The sequence below is a fragment of the Pasteurella pantherarum genome (assembly GCF_049670885.1).
GTDB lineage: Bacteria > Pseudomonadota > Gammaproteobacteria > Enterobacterales > Pasteurellaceae > Pasteurella.
This window is the reverse complement of the sequence record NZ_CP187173.1, coordinates 1,371,329-1,390,308: the sequence shown is the minus strand read 5'-3', so window position 1 is coordinate 1,390,308 and position 18,980 is coordinate 1,371,329. Positions and strand designations below refer to the sequence as shown.

Sequence of the window (18,980 nt, the reverse complement as noted above, 5' to 3'; positions counted from 1 at the left end):
CATCACAAGGGGATAAGAGAGATGGAAGGGGTTATTCGTCCATATAGCCTAAGCTACGTAATGCACGCTCGTCATCAGCCCAACCTGATTTTACTTTGACCCAAAGTTCAAGATGCACTTTGTTATCAAATAGGCGTTCCATATCTGAACGTGCCTCAATGCCGATTTGCTTGATTTTTTGCCCTTTATTCCCGATCACCATTTTTTTCTGCCCTTCACGTTCAACAAGAATTAATCCGTTGATTTCGTAAGTACCACGTTCATTTAGCTTAAACTGTTCTATTTCTACTGTCACAGAATATGGCAACTCATCACCTGTAAAACGCATTAATTTTTCACGAATGATTTCAGATGCCATAAAACGCTGTGAACGGTCTGTAACATATTCTTCAGGGAAATGGTGTAAGCCTTCACGTAAAGAGTCGCGTACGATTTTTTCTAATTCATTCACATTTTTTCCACCTTGTGCAGAAATAGGCACAACGTGAGCAAAGTTAAATTTGCTTGTGAGTTCGGTAATAAATGGCAACATATCTTCTTTGTTTTTGATGTTGTCAATTTTATTGATCGCCAAGACGACAGGGGCTTTGGCTGCACGCAGTTTATTGAGTACCATTTCATCGTCTTCGTTCCAATGGGTTCCATCGACGACAAAGATAATTAAATCCACATCCCCAATCGCACTGCTTGCGGCACGATTCATTAAACGATTAATGGCTCGTTTTTCTTCAATGTGTAATCCTGGTGTGTCCACATAAACCGCTTGATAAGGCCCTTCCGTATGAATGCCAACAATACGGTGACGAGTCGTTTGTGCTTTGCGAGAGGTGATCGAGATTTTTTGCCCTAAAATTTTATTTAATAGGGTGGATTTTCCCACATTAGGGCGACCTACAATAGCAATAAAGCCACAGTAAGTTTTGGCGTTGTCCGCCGTGTTCATTTCATTCATTTGTTTTCCAATTCTTGTAAGATTTTTTCCGCAGCCGCTTGTTCTGCTTTGCGGCGACTGGCACCAATACCGATAAAAGTGCGGTCAATATTTTGTATATAGCATTCTACGGTAAAGGTTTGGCAATGTGCTTCACCTTTGATATCGACAACATGATAAGTGGGTAAGGCTAAACGTTTACCTTGTAAATATTCTTGTAAGCGTGTTTTAGGATCTTTTTGGTTATCACCTGGTTTTATTTCTTCCAACAAACGCTTATACCAATGGCAAATGATTTGTGTGGTGGTGTCTAGATTGCTGTCTAATGACATGGCACCAATAATGGCTTCAACACAGTCGGCGAGAATGGATTCACGGCGAAAGCCACCACTTTTCAATTCTCCAGGCCCTAAACAAAGGTAATCACCCAATTCAAACTCTCTTGCTAAAATGGCAAGTGTCGGTTCACGCACAAGCGTGGCACGCATACGACTCAACTCCCCTTCGTTACATTTAGGAAATTGGTGATAAAGTGCTTGTGCGATGGTGAAATTTAAAATGGCATCGCCTAGAAATTCTAGGCGTTCATTATGCTTTACAGAGGCACTACGGTGCGTAAGTGCCTGTTCTAACAAAGAAACTTGCTTAAAAGTATAACCAAGCTTACGTTGTAAGCGTTCTAAATTTTTATTCATTAATCACTACTTAATTTCTGTGAATAGGCGATCAAAGCGAATGCCTGTTGGCCATTGATCTTGTTTTTTCTCTAAGCTTAACCAAATATAACTGGCTTTACCCACAATATTTTGTTCAGGTACGAAGCCCCAAAAACGGCTATCTTCACTATTATTGCGGTTATCGCCCATCACAAAATATTCCCCTTCAGGCACAACCCATTCTGTCACATAGCCATCTTGTGAACGATAGGCTTTGTAACGAAAACTTTCTGAAATAGGTTCAGGAAACCAGTGAATTTGATGAGATACATCGCCCGTTTCTGTGGTTTCAAGTGGTGGGGGACCATATAAATATTGTCCTTGATGATCACGTCCAACTAAAAATTTAAAGTCAGGATTGGCGACAGGATCGGTATAGCTAAAGGCTTTACTTTCACAATCTGCGGTGCATTCCTTGCCTTCTTTAGCATACACAAGGCGTAATTGACGGGTATATTCGTTATAGTAAATTTTATCACCTGGAGTACCCACAATCCGTTTAATGTAATCTACATTTGGACGTGCTGGGGCTTTAAAGACAATCACATCACCACGTGCTGGTTTTCCTGTTTCAATAAGGGTATTTTGAAAAACAGGGTCTTTGATACCATAGGCAAATTTCTTCACCACAATAAAATCCCCCACACGTAATGTAGGTTCCATTGACGGGGAGGGAATTTGAAAGGGTTCAAATAAAAAAGAACGCAAGATAAAAACAAAGGCTAACACAGGGAACAGTGACGATAAAAACTCACTTCCTTCTGAAATTGGCTCAATATGGCGTTTTTCTTCTTCTGTTAAGGTTTTACCAGAGCGTTGTTCTGCTCGTGCAATCTGTCTTGCACGTTTTGGCAAGACAGAAAAGCGGTGGTAGCACCATAATGCACCAGACACTGCGGTTAAAACGATCAATAAAATGGAAAATGTGTTTGGCAGTGCAAAATAGTCTAGTACTTTCCACAAACCAAAACAAACCGCCAATAATATGACGAGAAAAATATTCGACATAATGTGTTCCTTATTTATCTTTACCCACATGTAAAATCGCTAAGAAAGCTTCTTGAGGTACTTCAACGTTACCTAAAGACTTCATACGTTTTTTACCTTCCTTCTGTTTCTGTAAGAGTTTTTTCTTACGGCTTACGTCACCACCATAACATTTAGCCAGCACGTTTTTACGTAATTGTTTTACGGTTGAACGAGCAATAATGTGGTTACCAATTGCAGCTTGAATGGCAATATCAAATTGTTGACGTGGAATAAGTTCACGCATTTTTTCCACTAATTCACGACCACGATAAGGGGCATTGTCTTTGTGTACAATTAATGCCAAGGCATCAACACGCTCACCGTTAATCATAATATCAACACGCACCATGTCTGCGGCTTGGAAACGTTTGAAACCGTAATCCAAGGAAGCATAACCACGTGAGGTTGATTTTAAGCGGTCAAAGAAATCTAACACCACTTCACCCATTGGGATCTCATAAGTTAACGCCACTTGATTGCCGTGATAAACCATGTTGGTTTGTACACCACGTTTTTCCACACAAAGTGTAATCACGTTACCTAAGTAGGTTTGTGGTAATAACATATTACATTCTGCAATCGGTTCACGAATTTCTGCAATGTTATTTAATGGTGGAAGTTTTGAAGGGCTGTCCACATAAATCACTTCACCATCGGTTTTTTCTACTTCGTAAACTACGGTTGGGGCAGTGGTAATCAAATCAAGATCGTATTCACGTTCTAAACGCTCTTGAATGATTTCCATATGTAAAAGACCCAAGAAACCACAACGGAAACCGAAACCAAGTGCGGTGGAATTTTCAGGTTCATAGAAAAGTGAAGCATCGTTTAAGCTTAGTTTACCCAACGCATCACGGAAAGCTTCATAGTCGTCCGAACTAATCGGGAAAAGCCCCGCATAAACTTGTGGTTTCACTTTTTTAAAGCCAGGTAAGACAGAGGTGGCTGGATTATTGTGGAGGGTAAGGGTATCGCCCACGGGTGCCCCTAAAATGTCTTTAATGGCACAAACCACCCAACCTACTTCACCGCAATTGAGCACGGTGGTATCCACTTGTTTTGGGGTAAAAATACCTAGGCGATCAACGTTATAAGATTGTCCAGTGGACATGACTTTAATCTTATCTCCTTTACGCAAGGTACCATTTTTAATGCGTACTAAAGACACCACACCCAAGTAGTTATCAAACCATGAGTCAATGATCAATGCTTGTAATGGTGCATCTGGATCCCCTTCGGGGGCAGGAATTTTATGGACAATTTCTTCTAATACGTCTTCGATGCCCACCCCTGTTTTGGCTGAACAACGCACCGCTTCCATGGCATCAATTCCCACGATGTCTTCAATTTCTTCTGCTACACGTTCAGGATCGGCAGCGGGTAAGTCAATTTTGTTTAAAATCGGCACCACTTCAAGATTCATTTCAATTGCGGTATAGCAGTTTGCAAGGGTTTGTGCTTCCACACCTTGCCCAGCATCGACCACCAATAACGCCCCTTCACAGGCAGCTAAGGAACGTGAAACTTCATAAGAAAAGTCAACGTGACCAGGGGTGTCGATAAAGTTCAATTGGTAGGTTTCGCCATCTTTGGCTTTATAATTTAACGTCACGCTTTGTGCTTTGATGGTAATACCACGTTCACGCTCAAGATCCATGGAGTCAAGCACTTGTGCTTCCATTTCACGATCAGATAAACCGCCGCAAGTTTGGATTAAACGGTCAGATAAGGTGGATTTACCGTGGTCAATATGTGCAATAATGGAAAAGTTACGAATGTTCTTCATAAAGTAGTAATCTTAATTAATGGGAGAATTCTCAATAAAACAAAGTCGCAAGATTGTACCTGAAATAGCAACTAATCGCCATAACTTACAAAAAAATAGCCAAGGTAAATCATCATCTCACGCCCCTTTTTTTCATGATCCTGTTTTCTTTCATGGCGTGTTTAACTCCGCCATAAATGACAGGGGATCTTCCCATAGCAAACATGATGCTGAGTTATAATTTAAATTTGTAATATGTAACCAAAAGTTATTTTCCTTTAGATTAAGCCGATGTTAATTTTTTGTTTCACTTGAACACAGCATTTATGGAGGAAATATGTCATTTCGTGATTTGTACCCACACGAAATTTTACAAGATGTCTTGGATAAAAGTTATGCGAAATCCCGAGCCAGCTTTAACAATTTGTTTATTTTGAGCTTTCTTGGTGGTGGCTATGTGAGCTTTGGCTATATTGCATACTTAAAAGTGGTGACAGGGATCCCAGCAGAGTGGATTGGACTGGCTAATTTGCTAGGGGCGGCAGTATTTCCAATTTGTTTAATTTGTATCTTGATTGGTGGCGGCGAACTGGCAACGGGCAATATGATGTTAATGACCCTTGGGCGTTTGAGCAAAAAAGTGAGTTTTGCCAAATTATTACGAAATTGGGGCATTGTTAGTGTCGGAAACTTACTTGGTGCTTTGTTTATGGCATATTTTCTCGGACATTATGTGGGATTAAGTGAAGGTATTGCCGCACCTAAAACCATTGCCATTGCAGAAGCGAAAATTCAAATGGATTTTGGGCGAGCGTTCCTGTCGGCGTTGGCGTGTAACTGGATGGTGTGCATGGGCATTTGGTTTTATTTTGGCACGCAACAAACATCGGGACGTATTTTAGCCATCTGGTTCCCTGTAATGACCTTCGTATTAATCGGCTTACAGCATTTCGTGGCAAATATGTTCATTATTCCAGCAGGAATTTGGGCAGGGGCTGATATCACATGGACCGCCTTTTTCTTGAATATGATCCCTGTCTTTTTAGGGAATGTGACGGGCGGTGCAGCCTTTGTAGGTGTGTCTTATTTATATGCTTACAAACATTTGCTCAAAGATGATTATCAAATTTAATGACCAATTTACATTTTCTGGAGAAAACAATGACAACTTTTACGATTCACAACATTGATTCTGCCCCAGAGGCAGCCAAAACGGCGTTAACTGCGGTGCAAAATGCCAATGGTTTTATTCCTAATTTAATTGGTGTACTTGCCAACTCCCCGACAGCACTGGAAACCTATCGTACCGTTGGTGGTATTAATGAAAGAAACAGTTTAACCGCAGAAGAGCGAGAAGTGGTGCAAATCACGGCTGCAGTGGTGAATGGCTGTGGCTTTTGTGTGGCAGGACATACAAAAATTGCCTTAAAACGTCTTAAAATGGATGAGCAATTGGTGCGTGAAATTCGTGCAACTGCTGGCATTACCTCAAGTAGCAAATTAGATACGCTTGCACGTTTCACTTTGGCTGTAATTTTACAAAAAGCCAAATTGACCACAGAGCAATTAAACGCTTTTTTTGCCGCAGGTTATACGCAACAAAATGCCTTAGATGTGATTTTAGGGGTGAGTTTAGCCACGTTATGTAACTATGCGAATAACATTGCTAACACGCCAATTAACCCTGAGTTACAAGAATTCGCTTAATTGAGGAAGGTGATTTCTGACAATAAAAATGCCTCAATTACAACGAGGCATTTTTATCTTCAAAAGCAAAACGCCCTGAGATTTCAGGGCGTTCATTTTATTATAAACTTTCAGTGAAAGTACGGGTGATAACATCACGTTGTTGTTCTGGTGTGAGTGAGTTGAAACGCACAGCATAACCAGAAACACGGATAGTTAATTGTGGGTATTTTTCAGGGTGTTTTACCGCATCTTCTAATGTTTCACGACGTAATACGTTAACGTTTAAGTGTTGACCACCTTCCACTTTGACAGTTGGTGCAACGTCAACTGGTAATTCACGATATTCGATTTTACCAAGTTCACTTACTGCAACAACTTGATCTTCTGTGTAGTCACCTTTTGCACATAAGCAACGTGCTTCACCTTTTTCGCTGTCTAATAACCAGAATGAGTTTAATAGATTGTCATTAGCTGCTTGGGTAATTTGAATACCTTTAATCATAGTAAGCCTCCTAAAATGGCGATTTGTTAATCAGTTTGAGTTGCTCAGAATTTTATCAAATATTTTTATGAATTCAAATTCTTTTGACCTAGAACAAGAGGTTTTTCTGTGTTAATTTTCAAAAATTGACTTATATCAATATAAATCGCTAACTTTTTGATTTATATAAACTTTTATTTAACACTTTAGAAACATTTTTTTAACAAATTAAGCAGTAAAACTATCAATTTTCGATCAGGTTCTTTATAATTGCGGTTTGAGTGTAGAGGAGACAAAAATGAAAACCTGGAAAGATGTGATTGGCATAGAAAAAGAACAACCTTATTTTAAACAAATTCTCGCACAAGTCCATCAAGCCAGAGCCTCAGGAACCGTGGTGTATCCACCTGCGACAGAAGTCTTTAGTGCATTTCAATTAACGGAATTTGAACAAGTTAAAGTGGTGATTTTGGGTCAAGACCCTTACCACGGCCCAAATCAAGCTCATGGTCTCGCATTTTCTGTCAAACCCGGTATTCAGCCGCCTCCCTCTTTAATGAATATTTATAAAGAATTAAAGCAAGATATTGACGGATTTCAAATCCCTAATCATGGATATTTAATCCCTTGGGCAGAGCAGGGCGTACTTCTATTAAATACGGTGTTGACCGTGGAACAAGGTAAAGCTCATTCTCACGCCAATATAGGTTGGGAAACTTTTACTGATCATGTGATTGCCGTCTTAAATGAACAGCGTGAACACCTTGTTTTTTTATTATGGGGCAGTCATGCACAGAAAAAAGGGCAGTTTATTGATCGTCAAAAACATTGTGTGCTGACGGCACCGCACCCTTCGCCATTGTCTGCACATCGTGGTTTTTTAGGTTGTCACCATTTTTCTCAAGCGAACCAATATCTTGAACAACAAGGCGTATCGCCAATTCAGTGGCAATTAGCTTCTCTTTAACAGCAATTTTATTCAGGAAAGACCATTATGTTAGCCATTATTTCTCCCGCGAAAACCTTAGATTTTGAAAGTGCGGTACCTAATTTTGAATTTTCCCAACCTCAGTTAACGGATTATAGTGAACAGCTTATTGAGGTGTGTCGTCAACTTTCACCTGCGGAGGTTGGCTCATTAATGTCAATTAGTGATAAGCTCGCAGGCTTAAACGTTGCCCGTTTTGCTGCATGGCAAAAACAGCACGATGCTGAAAATGCACGTGCGGCGATTTATGCGTTTAAAGGAGATGTTTATACAGGCTTGGATGTTGAGCGTTTATCAAAAGAAGATGTGTTATTTGCACAGCAGCATTTGCGTATGTTATCGGGTTTATACGGTTTATTAAAACCATTAGATTTCATGCAACCTTACCGTTTAGAAATGGGCACAAAATTGGCGAACCCAAAAGGGAAAGATCTTTATGCTTTCTGGGGAAATGTGATTACGGAACACTTACAAAAAGCCCTTGACGAGCAAGGCGATAAGATCCTCGTTAATCTTGCTTCGGATGAATATTATAAATCCGTGAAAGAAAACCAACTTGATGCCACCATTATCAAGCCTGTGTTTTTAGATAATAAAAATGGTAAATATAAAGTCATTAGCTTCTATGCGAAAAAAGCCCGTGGTTTAATGTGCCGTTATATGATTCAAAATCGACTAAGTCATATTGATCAATTAAAAGACTTTGATTTAGGCGGTTATTGGTTTGATGAAACCCTTTCAACCGCAACAGAACTGGTTTTCAAGCGTGATTTGGCGGAATAATATGAAGAAAACGTTTTTAATTTTGACCGCACTTTTTGCCTTTTGCTTGACGGGATGTGTGTCTCGTCCTCAGCTTGCGGCACCGCAACAGATTGTGCATAACAAGCATACTTATGTGCTGGCGGCACAGCAAGATTTGGGTCAAATCGCCCGTTTTTTCTATTTAGAAGAGAAAGATAATGTAGAAAAATGGAAAAGTGCGGTGGAATTGTTATTTGATCGCAACCCAATGCAAAATAGCTTGCAAGATCGCATCAGCTTAAGACAGCGAGTGTACCGTAACACGGGCGTGAAGCATTTTAAATTACAAGAAAAAGCCGACAGTTTATATGCTTTTGTGATTTATGAGCCAACGGTTAAAAATAATGATTGGCAAGTGGATGTGGCAAGAGGAAAAAATGTATTAAATTGTGGTTTCGTGCAATATCAATATTCTTTTAAAGTGCCAAAAACCAAAAAAATTCGTAATATGAGCAATGAAAAAGTGGTTCGTTATTTGAAAAAATACGTGGCAGAAAAAGAATTAAAACAGTTAAGTCAGCATGATTGGCAATGGGGTTGCCAATAATGGCAGAGGCGTATGCCGTACAAATTAAGCGAGCGGCTAATTTTGCGGTGCTGACTGCCTCCAGCTTAGTGATAATTAAAGGCATCGCATGGTGGGAAACGGGGGCGGTGACCATGTTGGCGTCCATTGTGGATTCTACCTTGGACTTATTTGCGTCCTTCATGAATATGTTGATTTTACGTTTTGCGTTAATGCCTGCAGATGACAATCACTCTTTTGGGCATGGGAAAGCAGAATCTTTGGCGGTATTAGGGCAAAGTGCGTTCATTTCGGGATCGGCGATTTTTTTGTTATTACAAGGCATTCACCGTTTTAATGAACCGCAACCATTAGAAAATACCGAACTGGGCATAGGCATTACCTTGGTGTCCATTTTAGCCACCTGCATTTTGGTGTATTACCAAACAAAGGTGGTTGAACAAACCCAAAGTCCAGCGATTAAGGCTGATTGCCTACATTACCAAACCGATTTATTGATGAATTTAGGGATTTTGGTTTCACTGAGTTTAACCCTATTCGGTTTTATTTTGGCAGATGCTATCGTAGCGATTTTAATTGCCTTATATATTTTGATCAGTGCCATGAGAATGCTGTTTGATTCTGTGCAATTATTATTAGATCGTGCTTTGCCTGAGGCAGAAATTCAACAAATTGAAAGGATTATTTTGTCTGATCCCCGAATTATTGGTTTTCATGACTTACGCACAAGGCAAGCGGGGGCGGTGCGATTTATTCAGCTTGACTTAGAGTTAGATGATGAGCTCTCTTTTTTAGAAGCCCATGACATTACCGAGCACTTAGAACAACGTCTGCGTAACGCTTTTGAAAAGGTGGACATCGTGATTCATCATGAGCCAACCAGTGTGGTTCAGGCAGAAAAAATGGAAAATACGAACTAGATCAAATCTGGTTCGATTTTTGATAAATTTCGCTAGAGCAGATTATATGAATAGTGTAATCTTAGCGATGTTTTCTATTTATTTTTTATTGTTAAGTAAGGTATCAATATGATTAAAAAAATAGCAGTATTAACCAGTGGTGGCGATGCACCAGGGATGAATGCGGCAATTCGTGGTGTAGTACGTACCGCACTTTCTGAAGGTCTAGAAGTTTATGGAATTTATGAAGGTTACTACGGCTTATATCACAATAAAATCAAGCAACTTACCCGTTATAGTGTATCTGATATTATTAACCGTGGTGGTACTTTCTTAGGTTCAGCTCGTTTTCCAGAATTTAAAAATCCTGAAGTTCGTAAAAAATGTGCAGAAACGTTACGTTCTCATGGCATTGATGCGTTGGTTGTGATTGGCGGTGACGGTTCTTACATGGGGGCAAAATTATTAACCGAAGAACACGGTTTCCCTTGTGTGGGTATTCCAGGGACAATTGATAATGATGTGGCAGGAACAGACTACACCATCGGTTATCAAACTGCATTACAAACTGCAGTAGAAGCGATTGACCGTTTGCGTGACACATCCAGTTCACATCAACGTATTTCGATTGTGGAAATTATGGGTCGCCACTGTAGTGACTTAACGATTTCAGCGGGGATTGCGGGCGGTTGTGAATATATCGTGGCATCAGAAGTCGAATTTAACCGTGAAGAGCTCATTCAACAAATTGAGTTAAGTATCCAAAGAGGCAAACGCCATGCGATTATTGCGATCACAGAATTAATTTGTGATGTAAATGAGCTTGCTCGTGAAATTGAAGCACGTGTTAAACATGAAACTCGTGCAACCATTTTAGGGCATATTCAACGTGGTGGTACACCTTGTGCTTTTGACCGTATTTTGGCGTCCCGTATGGGGGTGTATGCCGTCGATCTTCTTTTACAAGGTAAAGGCGGTTACTGCGTGGGTATTCAAAACGAGCAACTGGTTCACCATGATATTATCGATGCAATTAATAATATGCGTCGTGAGTTTAAAGCGGACTGGTTAGAGCTTTCTAAACGTTTAGACTAATCTCATTTTCAAGAAAAAACGGTGGCATTGTCCACCGTTTTTTATGCGTGCAACAAGGCAGGTGTGCTGTCTTGTTTGTTTTGAAGGCAAACCGAAGAGAAAAATGCCCATAAAAAGAGGCAGAAAAATCTGCCTCATTCGGGAAAATCTTAACGACTTGCAGGGCGATTATTGTCCGCTTTTTCTGTCGTCGGACTGACTTGTTTTCCACCAAAACCACCTTGGTAGAATTTGTCATCCGTTTTGATACCGAAAGTGCCACCCACCTCAATAGCATTAGGACCGTAGAAGCTACCTTGTAATGTGCCTTTTTCATTGATGTTATCTTTGGTATTAACGGTACCAATGAAACTTTTTTGTCCGTTATCCCATTTTGCCGTCCCTGTTAAATCAAATTTTGAATAATCCACAGCTTTTTGTTCTTGTAAAGAATAGCCTTTTGTATTTGTTGTTTTAAATTCAAGGGTTTTCTTACCAAAATCCGCTGTAAGTTGTAATGTGGCAGCAAGTTCACCACTGATGCTATTAACAGGTTTAAAGTCATTGTTTTGTTTTTCTCCAGCGTCTCCCCAAACGATACCTGTGTAGGTAATTTTGCCTGAAGCTGGCAAGTTTTGACTTTGTTCACCAACGCTTACATAACCCGAAGCACTATTATTCGTGCCTGTATAGCGACCAAAAGACTGATGTTCCCATCCATTAGCTTGTGGATCTCGGAGTAAAAGTAGTGAGCCAACACCTTGTTGATAATTGTTGACTTGTCTGATTTTACCTAAGCCTTCTAGAATACCTACAGCCTTATTTTTCACCAAATGTAATCCCACATCTTCCGTTGATTCTCCAGTAAGAGAATCGACTCCTTTCACTGTTCCTACTGAGAGTAAACGCAATGTTTTTCCGTCAAGTAATAGTTTTTCTACTTCTTGTTTATAAACTTCTTCTTTTGCTTGAGGTTGCTCTCCTTTAATTAAATAAATTGGCTGAGCACTTAAATGAAAAACAGGGGTTTTATCACCGCCATTTTGTGGATTAATTTCATTTTTTTGTCCATTGTCTGCGGGCGTAGAACCGCCGCCAGAGCAAGCAACAAGAAGAGTGGATAACAAGGCTAAACTAGTATATTTGAATTTATTTGACATGATGATTTCCTTAATCTAAACATGATATTGACTGACTACTGATGTGTTAGTCGAAAAAACAGACGAAATATTACGGGATTGAGAAAAAAATTTTTTGATTTTTATCAATCATTGAGCGGATTGATGTTCCAACAAACAAAGTACTTCATAATGATGAGAATGAGGGAACATATCAAACAGCTGGATTTTTTTCAGTTGATAATGACTCAAATGTGCGAGATCTTTTCCCATGCTTTCCGCATTACAGCTAGAATAAAGCAGATATTTGGGGGTGAATTGGTTGAGAAATTGTGCCAGTTGTTCGCCTATGCCACGGCGAGGAGGATTCACAATCACCAAGTCTGGTTTGCTTGCTTGCACGTCTGGCGAGAGTGCACAAGCAAAGTGTTTCGCATCTAATGCCTGAAAAGAAACCTTTTTTAAGCCTAATTTTTGTGCAGAAAGTGTTGCGGCTTCAATGGCAGACGCAGAAATTTCAATGCCCACTAAATCAATGGTTTTATCTGGCTGTTGGGCTTGCAAGGCTTGTGTACAATGCAGTCCAAAACCTCCCACTCCACAAAATAAATCCCACAGTTTGTGAATAGGTAAATGTTGTACCCATTGCTGTGCGGTGGCATATAACCCTTGTGCCACCTGTGGATTGGTTTGGAAGAAACCTTGCGGACGAATAAATAAGGGGATTTGATTAAAACATTCTTCTAATGTGTGTTGCTCGGTAAGAAAAATTTCTTTTTCCCCTTCTAAAATTGCCGCATGTTGTGGCTGAATATTCAGACTCACGACCTTGAGTTGCGGTAATTTTGCCAATAACCCCGCTAATTCTCTTTGCACCAAGGGTAATTTTTTGTCGGAACGGACGACAAAACGCAACATTAAGCCACCATCAAGTTGACTTTCGGTCAGTAAAATATACTTAAGCTCCCCTTTTTGTTTGGAAATGTTGTAAGGCACTAATCCAGCACGGGCGATAAAATCTTTTAAAATAGTAAAAATCTTGACAAAGTGAGGAGGATAAAGAGGGCAATCGGTTAAATCGGCCTCGCTTTGTGGGTGGCTTAAAATCGGGCGCTCCACCATGCCACTGACCGCCATTTTCGCTTTGTTACGAAAGGCTTGAGGCAAGGAAGCATAGGGGGCGAACCATTGTAGTTGCGAACAATCCTGTTTTTGTAATTGCTGTTGTAAGTGTTGTTGTTTTTTTTCCAATTGAATGGAATAAGGCATTGTCAGCCATTGACAAGAACGGCAATCACCACGTTGATAATGTGGGCAAGACAACGCTGAAGATGAAGAAGTAAATGACATAATTAATGTGAATGTTGGGCTTTTTTATCAAGCCACTGTTGTTGAAGTGCGGACAATATTTTGCGATTTTCCAACCAACGAGCGGTGGCTTCTAATTCAGACCAACGAATCGTTTTACGTTTAAAAAGTGGCTGTACACGCTGTTGGCGTTGGGCAAAGTGCGGTGCTTTTTCAGCAAGTTTTAAATTGTCTAACACGTGGATCACCGCCTCTCTTTCATTGCAAAGTAGCAGCAAATCACAGCCTGCATGAAGTGATTGTTCACAACGTTGAACAAAATCCCCCATAAAACCTGCCCCTTTCATGCCGAGATCATCAGAGAAAATCACCCCTTTAAATCCAAGCTGTTGGCGTAATACTTGTTTTAACCAATATTCTGAACCGCTAGCTGGTTGAGGATGGCAGTGGCGATAAATCACATGGGCTGGCATGATGGCATCTAGCAGATTTTGCTGAATCAGTTGTTTAAATGGTTGAAGATCTTGCTCAAAAATCACGTTTTTGGGGCGTTCATCATAAGGAGTTTCTAAATGTGAATCCGCCACCACATGACCATGACCCGGGAAATGCTTGCCTGTTGCCGACATGCCGACTTGATGCATACCTTGAATAAAAGCTTTGGCAAGATTTAGGGTGGTTTCTGCCTGTTGATGAAAGCTACGATCGCCAATGGCTTGGCATTGGTGCCCTAAATCTAATACAGGTGCAAAACTCAGATCGATGCCCAGTGCAGTCATTTCTGCCGCCATTTGCCAGCCAGCTTGTTGTGCCATATAAGTTTGCTGCACGGGATCATCAATTAAGCTGGCAAAGGCTTGCATGGCAGGAAGTTGAGTGAAGCCCTCACGAAAACGTTGCACTCGCCCACCTTCTTGATCAACGGTGATCAACAACGGTTTTTTTATGCGTTGGCGAATCGATTGGATCAAGGCTTGAAGTTGTGCACGATCATGAAAATTGCGAGTAAATAAAATGACGCCAGCAACAAGTGGGTGTTCAAGTAATTCCACTTCTTCTTGACAGAGTGTGTGACCTTGTAAATCAATCAATAATGTTGACATAAAAATCCCTTATTTTAAGCGGATATATAAGCGATAGTTTTGGCTTTCAGGGGTTGGTTTGTGCAACGGAATGGCATATTTTTCCCCCGCTTGAAGCAGGAGAGGAATGTCTTGACGCACAAAAGGAGGTTGGCTTACACCATTTTTGTCATACCAAAATAATTGGTAGCCCACTTGAATCGGGCTGGCTGTTTTATTTTTTAGCCAAGCATGATGAGGATTCGCTTGTGCTTCAATCACCGCATCGGCATCAGCTTCAATGTTTAAAAGGGGCTGATCTGTCTGTAATAAGTTTGTGGGCTGTGAAGTGCCACAACCCACAAGTAGCAATGCTGAAAATAAAAGTGCGGTTCGTTTTTTCATTATTTTGCCAACATTTTACCGAGTGGCTCACCGCCCACAAGATGCATATGTAAATGGAAGACTTCTTGCCCACCGTGTTGATTGCAATTCACAATTAAACGATAGCCATCTTCTGCAATCCCTTCTTCTTTTGCCAATTTTGCCGCCACGGTAAAAAGACGTCCTAAGCTGATTTCATCTTGTTCTGTAACATCATTGGCGGTTGGAATCAGTTTATTGGGAATAATTAAAATATGGGTTTTAGCTTGAGGGGAAATATCACGAAATGCGGTAACCAGCTCATCTTGATAAACAATATTGGCAGGAATTTCTTTCCGAATAATCTTACTAAAAATGGTTTCTGCAGCCATTGGTGTTATCCTTTTAAATTAGGTAAAAATGTACCGCACTTTTTAACAGAAAATGACAAAAATGGCAATTTTTTCACAGAAAAGTAGGGGAGATAATTTAGCCTGAAAAATAAGCAAATAATGTTAAAAAAATCATCTGTTAAAGAGTTGTTAAAAAGTATTTAATTAAATGTTAATTTATTGAAATTCAAAGATTTTTAACAATAAATTGATCTGGCGTAAAAAAAGATGGCTTTGAATGTTTTTTGACCTTAAAATAGCTTTTATTTTGATGTAAAACTTCCTATAATTAACAAATATTATAAAAAATAAAATTTTTTTAAATGATTATTTTATGTAACACGTCATTCGACATTAATTATTAGCATATTGATATTAAGGGGATTTAAGCATGAAGACTGAACAATCAACGTCAACCTGCATGGTGTCACCTACTGAGATGGCACAGATTGGCGAAGATACAGGTGTTTATAAAGCCACAAAAAAACAATTTTACTCTTTCCTTTCTGCGATTCCAGCAGGGATGTTTATTGCGATTGCATTCGTCTTTTATGCCACTACTCAAACCGCGAGTGGCGATGCACCATGGGGATTAACAAAGCTTGTTGGCGGTATTGTGTTCTCGCTTGGGGTGATTATGGTGGTGGTTTGCGGTTCTGAATTGTTCACTTCATCAACTATGACCACGGTGGCAAGAGTGAGTGGTCGAATTTCTACTTTTCAAATGTTACGTAATTGGGTTGTCGTGTATTGCGGTAACTTTATTGGTGCCATTTTCATTGTGTTACTGACTTGGTTCGCAGGACAAATTATGGCAGCCGACGGTCAATGGGGGTTGACTATTTTAAAAACGGCTCAACATAAAATTCATCACACTTGGGTAGAGGCGTTTTGTTTAGGTATTTTCTGTAACATTATGGTGTGTATTGCGATCTGGATGACTTATGCCGGTAAAACGTTAACTGACAAAGCCTTTATTATGATTTTGCCGATTGGTATGTTTGTGGCTTCAGGCTTTGAGCATAGCGTTGCGAATATGTTTATGATCCCAATGGGAATTGTGATTGCACATTTTGCTTCGCCAGAATTTTGGCAAGCCATTGGCGTGGATGCAGCACAGTTTGCTGATCTTGATGTTTATCATTTTATTGTAAAGAATTTAATTCCTGTAACGCTGGGGAATATCGTAGGCGGTGCGTGCTGTGTGGCTTTACCACATTGGTTCATTAATCGCCCACATTAAGATTTGGGTGCAAAGTGCGGTAGGTTTTTTTATTATTTTTCATCGCCTTTGTGTAATTTAAACGGTTTTTCATTCTATATATAGAGGATTTTAATATGACTCAATTAACAGATGCGCAAAAAAAAGCGTGGGAAGGGTTTGCCGGTGGTGACTGGCAAACAAATGTCAACGTTCGTGATTTTATTCAAAAAAATTATACACCTTATGAAGGAGATGAGTCTTTCTTAGCTGATGCAACAGAAGCTACCACAAAATTGTGGGCTGAGGTGATGGAAAAAATCAAAGTGGAAAATAAAACCCACGAACCGTATGACATTGATACCGATACACCATCCACCATTACTTCTCACAAACCAGGTTATATCGACAAACCGTTAGAAAAAATCGTTGGTTTACAAACTGATGCCCCATTAAAACGTGCGATTATGCCGTTTGGTGGTATCAACATGGTGAAAGGTTCTTGTAAAGTTTATGGTCGTCAATTAAATCCTGAAATCGAACATATCTTCACAGAATATCGTAAAACACATAACCAAGGCGTATTTGATGTTTACACGCCAGATATTTTACGCTGCCGTCGTTCAGGTGTTATTACAGGTCTTCCTGATGCTTACGGTCGTGGTCGTATTATCGGTGACTACCGTCGTATGGCACTTTACGGTGCAGACTTCTTAATGAAAGATAAATTTAACCAATTTACTTCATTACAAGAAAAATTAGAAAGTGGTGAAGATATTCAAGCCACTATTCAATTACGTGAAGAACTTGCAGAACAACACCGTGCCTTAGGTAAAATCAAAGAAATGGCGGCAAGCTATGGCTTTGATATTTCAGGTCCTGCAACGAATGCACAAGAAGCAGTACAATGGACTTATTTTGCTTATTTAGCTGCTGTGAAATCGCAAAATGGTGCGGCGATGTCATTCGGTCGTGTCTCTACTTTCTTAGATATTTACATTGAGCGTGACTTAAAAGCAGGCAAAATCACTGAGCAAGATGCTCAAGAGTTAATGGATCACTTGGTGATGAAATTACGTATGGTTCGTTTCTTACGTACACCTGAATATGATCAATTATTCTCTGGTGACCCAATGTGGGCAACAGAAACCTTCGCAGGTATGGGCTTAGACGGTCGTACATTGGTGACTAAAAACAGCTTCCGTTTACTTCACACCCTTTACACAATGGGTCCATCTCCAGAGCCAAACTTAACCATTCTTTGGTCTGAAAAATTACCAGATGGTTTCAAACGCTTTGCAGCAAAAGTGTCTATCGAAACTTCATCTGTACAATATGAAAACGACGACTTAATGCGTCCTGATTTCCAAAACGATGACTATGCAATCGCTTGTTGTGTATCCCCAATGATCGTGGGTAAACAAATGCAGTTCTTCGGTGCTCGTGCAAACTTAGCGAAAACCTTGTTATATGCAATCAACGGTGGTGTGGATGAGAAATCAGGTGACCAAGTGGGTCCAAGAACTGAGCCAATCAAAACCGAATACCTCAACTATGACGATGTCATGAAACATCTTGATAGTTTTATGGACTGGTTGGCAAAACAATACGTAACCGCATTGAATATCATCCACTTTATGCACGATAAATATGCCTATGAAGCTGCATTAATGGCATTACACGATCGTGATGTGGTACGTACCATGGCGTGTGGTATTGCTGGTCTTTCTGTTGCTGCAGACTCACTTTCTGCAATTAAATATGCGAAAGTCAAACCAATTCGTGGTGATATTGAAATCAAAAATAAAGCAGGTGAAGTGGTTGGTATCGCGAAAGATGTGGCGGTTGACTTTGAAATTGAAGGGGAATACCCACAATTTGGTAACAATGATAATCGTGTAGATGAAATCGCTTGCGACTTAGTTGAACGTTTCATGAAAAAAATTCAAAAACTTCATACATACCGCAATGCGACTCCAACACAATCTGTGTTAACTATCACTTCAAACGTGGTGTACGGTAAAAAAACAGGTAACACCCCAGATGGTCGTCGTGCAGGTGCACCATTCGGACCAGGTGCTAACCCAATGCACGGTCGTGACCAAAAAGGTGCGGTAGCGTCATTAACATCTGTGGCTAAACTTCCATTTGCTTATGCGAAAGATGGTATTTCTTATACCTTCTCAATCGTACCAAATGCGTTAGGTAAAGATCTTGAATCACAAAAACGTAATCTTGCTGGCTTAATGGATGGTTACTTCCACCATGAAGCGACAATTGAAGGTGGTCAACACTTGAACGTGAACGTGATGAACCGTGAAATGTTGTTAGATGCAATGGATCATCCAGAAAAATATCCACAATTAACCATTCGTGTTTCAGGCTACGCCGTGCGTTTCAACTCTTTAACCAAAGAGCAACAAATGGACGTGATTACACGTACTTTCACAAAATCAATGTAATGTAAAGCCTGTTCATTTTTTAAAGCCTCTGTACCCTACAGGGGCTTTTTTATGCTTAACGGTATAAGCTGATTAGACCAGTTTGAACGTGTTAGCTGTTCATACCAGTACTGGTCTGTCTAGGTATTTTCTTTCTTCTTCCTATACACTTCTCAGATTCTATTGTTTTAAGG

19 protein-coding genes are annotated in these 18,980 nt (G+C 40.0%); 9 read left to right on the top strand and 10 right to left on the bottom strand.

The window, feature by feature from the left end; genetic code table 11:
• Nucleotides 1–31 precede the first annotated feature (31 nt).
• The 4 genes from era to lepA are packed head-to-tail and all read right to left on the bottom strand — an operon-like array spanning nucleotide 32 to nucleotide 4,462.
• Complete coding sequence (gene era, locus ACPEEM_RS06545; protein WP_424401349.1) at nucleotides 32–952, bottom strand: GTPase Era; 921 nt, start codon at nucleotides 950–952, stop codon at nucleotides 32–34.
• The gene (rnc, locus tag ACPEEM_RS06540) at nucleotides 949–1,626 is read right to left on the bottom strand and encodes a ribonuclease III (RefSeq protein ID WP_424401347.1); all 678 of its coding nucleotides are present in this window, start codon (nucleotides 1,624–1,626) and stop codon (nucleotides 949–951) included. Before rnc ends, era begins: the two co-directional genes overlap by 4 nt.
• Before the next feature lie 6 nt (nucleotides 1,627–1,632).
• Nucleotides 1,633–2,655, bottom strand: coding sequence for a signal peptidase I (gene lepB / locus ACPEEM_RS06535; RefSeq protein ID WP_424401345.1), 1,023 nt, complete (start codon nucleotides 2,653–2,655; stop codon nucleotides 1,633–1,635).
• A 10-nt stretch (nucleotides 2,656–2,665) separates the two neighbouring features.
• Nucleotides 2,666–4,462, bottom strand: coding sequence for a translation elongation factor 4 (lepA, locus tag ACPEEM_RS06530; RefSeq protein ID WP_424401343.1), 1,797 nt, complete (start codon nucleotides 4,460–4,462; stop codon nucleotides 2,666–2,668).
• 316 nt (nucleotides 4,463–4,778) lie between these two features.
• Between lepA and ACPEEM_RS06525 the strand changes: the two genes are divergently transcribed.
• Nucleotides 4,779–5,573, top strand: a complete 795-nt coding sequence (locus ACPEEM_RS06525) for a formate/nitrite transporter family protein (protein ID WP_424406398.1) — start codon at nucleotides 4,779–4,781, stop codon at nucleotides 5,571–5,573.
• A gap of 29 nt (nucleotides 5,574–5,602) precedes the next feature.
• Complete coding sequence (locus ACPEEM_RS06520; protein ID WP_424406396.1) at nucleotides 5,603–6,148, top strand: carboxymuconolactone decarboxylase family protein; 546 nt, start codon at nucleotides 5,603–5,605, stop codon at nucleotides 6,146–6,148.
• A gap of 100 nt (nucleotides 6,149–6,248) precedes the next feature.
• Here the strand turns inward: ACPEEM_RS06520 and grcA are convergent, their stop codons facing one another.
• Entirely contained in the window at nucleotides 6,249–6,632 is a 384-nt protein-coding gene (gene grcA / locus ACPEEM_RS06515) for an autonomous glycyl radical cofactor GrcA (protein ID WP_424401337.1), read from the bottom strand.
• A gap of 277 nt (nucleotides 6,633–6,909) precedes the next feature.
• Here grcA and ung point away from each other — a divergent pair, with 277 nt between their 5' ends.
• The 5 genes from ung (at nucleotide 6,910) to pfkA (ending at nucleotide 10,923) form a co-directional block, all read left to right on the top strand.
• Nucleotides 6,910–7,578, top strand: a complete 669-nt coding sequence (gene ung, locus ACPEEM_RS06510; RefSeq protein WP_424406394.1) for a uracil-DNA glycosylase — start codon at nucleotides 6,910–6,912, stop codon at nucleotides 7,576–7,578.
• A gap of 27 nt (nucleotides 7,579–7,605) precedes the next feature.
• Nucleotides 7,606–8,382, top strand: a complete 777-nt coding sequence (gene yaaA / locus ACPEEM_RS06505; RefSeq protein ID WP_424401333.1) for a peroxide stress protein YaaA — start codon at nucleotides 7,606–7,608, stop codon at nucleotides 8,380–8,382.
• A gap of 1 nt (nucleotide 8,383) precedes the next feature.
• Nucleotides 8,384–8,950 (top strand): hypothetical protein, encoded by a 567-nt coding sequence (locus tag ACPEEM_RS06500; RefSeq protein ID WP_424406392.1) that lies wholly within the window; start codon nucleotides 8,384–8,386, stop codon nucleotides 8,948–8,950.
• A complete protein-coding gene (locus ACPEEM_RS06495; RefSeq protein WP_424406390.1) occupies nucleotides 8,935–9,849 on the top strand; it encodes a cation diffusion facilitator family transporter in 915 nt (304 codons plus the stop codon). Before ACPEEM_RS06500 ends, ACPEEM_RS06495 begins: the two co-directional genes overlap by 16 nt.
• Before the next feature lie 108 nt (nucleotides 9,850–9,957).
• Nucleotides 9,958–10,923 (top strand): 6-phosphofructokinase, encoded by a 966-nt coding sequence (pfkA, locus tag ACPEEM_RS06490; protein WP_424401328.1) that lies wholly within the window; start codon nucleotides 9,958–9,960, stop codon nucleotides 10,921–10,923.
• A gap of 149 nt (nucleotides 10,924–11,072) precedes the next feature.
• Here the strand turns inward: pfkA and ACPEEM_RS06485 are convergent, their stop codons facing one another.
• The 5 genes from ACPEEM_RS06485 to hinT form a co-directional block, all read right to left on the bottom strand.
• On the bottom strand, nucleotides 11,073–12,062 hold the full coding sequence (locus ACPEEM_RS06485; protein WP_424406388.1) for a transferrin-binding protein-like solute binding protein: 990 nt from the start codon (nucleotides 12,060–12,062) through the stop codon (nucleotides 11,073–11,075).
• A gap of 108 nt (nucleotides 12,063–12,170) precedes the next feature.
• Entirely contained in the window at nucleotides 12,171–13,370 is a 1,200-nt protein-coding gene (gene rlmC, locus ACPEEM_RS06480) for a 23S rRNA (uracil(747)-C(5))-methyltransferase RlmC (RefSeq protein ID WP_424406386.1), read from the bottom strand.
• A gap of 2 nt (nucleotides 13,371–13,372) precedes the next feature.
• Nucleotides 13,373–14,431, bottom strand: coding sequence for a beta-N-acetylhexosaminidase (nagZ, locus tag ACPEEM_RS06475; RefSeq protein ID WP_424401323.1), 1,059 nt, complete (start codon nucleotides 14,429–14,431; stop codon nucleotides 13,373–13,375).
• Nucleotides 14,432–14,440: 9 nt separating this feature from the next.
• Nucleotides 14,441–14,794, bottom strand: a complete 354-nt coding sequence (locus ACPEEM_RS06470) for a YcfL family protein (protein WP_424406384.1) — start codon at nucleotides 14,792–14,794, stop codon at nucleotides 14,441–14,443.
• Nucleotides 14,794–15,144, bottom strand: a complete 351-nt coding sequence (hinT, locus tag ACPEEM_RS06465; RefSeq protein ID WP_424401319.1) for a purine nucleoside phosphoramidase — start codon at nucleotides 15,142–15,144, stop codon at nucleotides 14,794–14,796. The genes ACPEEM_RS06470 and hinT overlap by 1 nt, the downstream gene beginning before the upstream one ends.
• 391 nt (nucleotides 15,145–15,535) lie before the next feature.
• Here hinT and focA point away from each other — a divergent pair, with 391 nt between their 5' ends.
• A complete protein-coding gene (focA, locus tag ACPEEM_RS06460) occupies nucleotides 15,536–16,387 on the top strand; it encodes a formate transporter FocA (RefSeq protein WP_424401317.1) in 852 nt (283 codons plus the stop codon).
• Between the two features lie 95 nt (nucleotides 16,388–16,482).
• Entirely contained in the window at nucleotides 16,483–18,807 is a 2,325-nt protein-coding gene (gene pflB / locus ACPEEM_RS06455) for a formate C-acetyltransferase (protein ID WP_424401315.1), read from the top strand.
• Nucleotides 18,808–18,980: the final 173 nt, after the last annotated feature.

Coding starts and splice junctions, on each gene's coding strand:
- era (WP_424401349.1), bottom strand. CDS start 952: ATGAATGAAATGAACACGGCGGACAACGCCAAAACTTACTGTGGCTTT.
- rnc (WP_424401347.1), bottom strand. CDS start 1,626: ATGAATAAAAATTTAGAACGCTTACAACGTAAGCTTGGTTATACTTTT.
- lepB (WP_424401345.1), bottom strand. CDS start 2,655: ATGTCGAATATTTTTCTCGTCATATTATTGGCGGTTTGTTTTGGTTTG.
- lepA (WP_424401343.1), bottom strand. CDS start 4,462: ATGAAGAACATTCGTAACTTTTCCATTATTGCACATATTGACCACGGT.
- ACPEEM_RS06525 (WP_424406398.1), top strand. CDS start 4,779: ATGTCATTTCGTGATTTGTACCCACACGAAATTTTACAAGATGTCTTG.
- ACPEEM_RS06520 (WP_424406396.1), top strand. CDS start 5,603: ATGACAACTTTTACGATTCACAACATTGATTCTGCCCCAGAGGCAGCC.
- grcA (WP_424401337.1), bottom strand. CDS start 6,632: ATGATTAAAGGTATTCAAATTACCCAAGCAGCTAATGACAATCTATTA.
- ung (WP_424406394.1), top strand. CDS start 6,910: ATGAAAACCTGGAAAGATGTGATTGGCATAGAAAAAGAACAACCTTAT.
- yaaA (WP_424401333.1), top strand. CDS start 7,606: ATGTTAGCCATTATTTCTCCCGCGAAAACCTTAGATTTTGAAAGTGCG.
- ACPEEM_RS06500 (WP_424406392.1), top strand. CDS start 8,384: ATGAAGAAAACGTTTTTAATTTTGACCGCACTTTTTGCCTTTTGCTTG.
- ACPEEM_RS06495 (WP_424406390.1), top strand. CDS start 8,935: ATGGGGTTGCCAATAATGGCAGAGGCGTATGCCGTACAAATTAAGCGA.
- pfkA (WP_424401328.1), top strand. CDS start 9,958: ATGATTAAAAAAATAGCAGTATTAACCAGTGGTGGCGATGCACCAGGG.
- ACPEEM_RS06485 (WP_424406388.1), bottom strand. CDS start 12,062: ATGTCAAATAAATTCAAATATACTAGTTTAGCCTTGTTATCCACTCTT.
- rlmC (WP_424406386.1), bottom strand. CDS start 13,370: ATGTCATTTACTTCTTCATCTTCAGCGTTGTCTTGCCCACATTATCAA.
- nagZ (WP_424401323.1), bottom strand. CDS start 14,431: ATGTCAACATTATTGATTGATTTACAAGGTCACACACTCTGTCAAGAA.
- ACPEEM_RS06470 (WP_424406384.1), bottom strand. CDS start 14,794: ATGAAAAAACGAACCGCACTTTTATTTTCAGCATTGCTACTTGTGGGT.
- hinT (WP_424401319.1), bottom strand. CDS start 15,144: ATGGCTGCAGAAACCATTTTTAGTAAGATTATTCGGAAAGAAATTCCT.
- focA (WP_424401317.1), top strand. CDS start 15,536: ATGAAGACTGAACAATCAACGTCAACCTGCATGGTGTCACCTACTGAG.
- pflB (WP_424401315.1), top strand. CDS start 16,483: ATGACTCAATTAACAGATGCGCAAAAAAAAGCGTGGGAAGGGTTTGCC.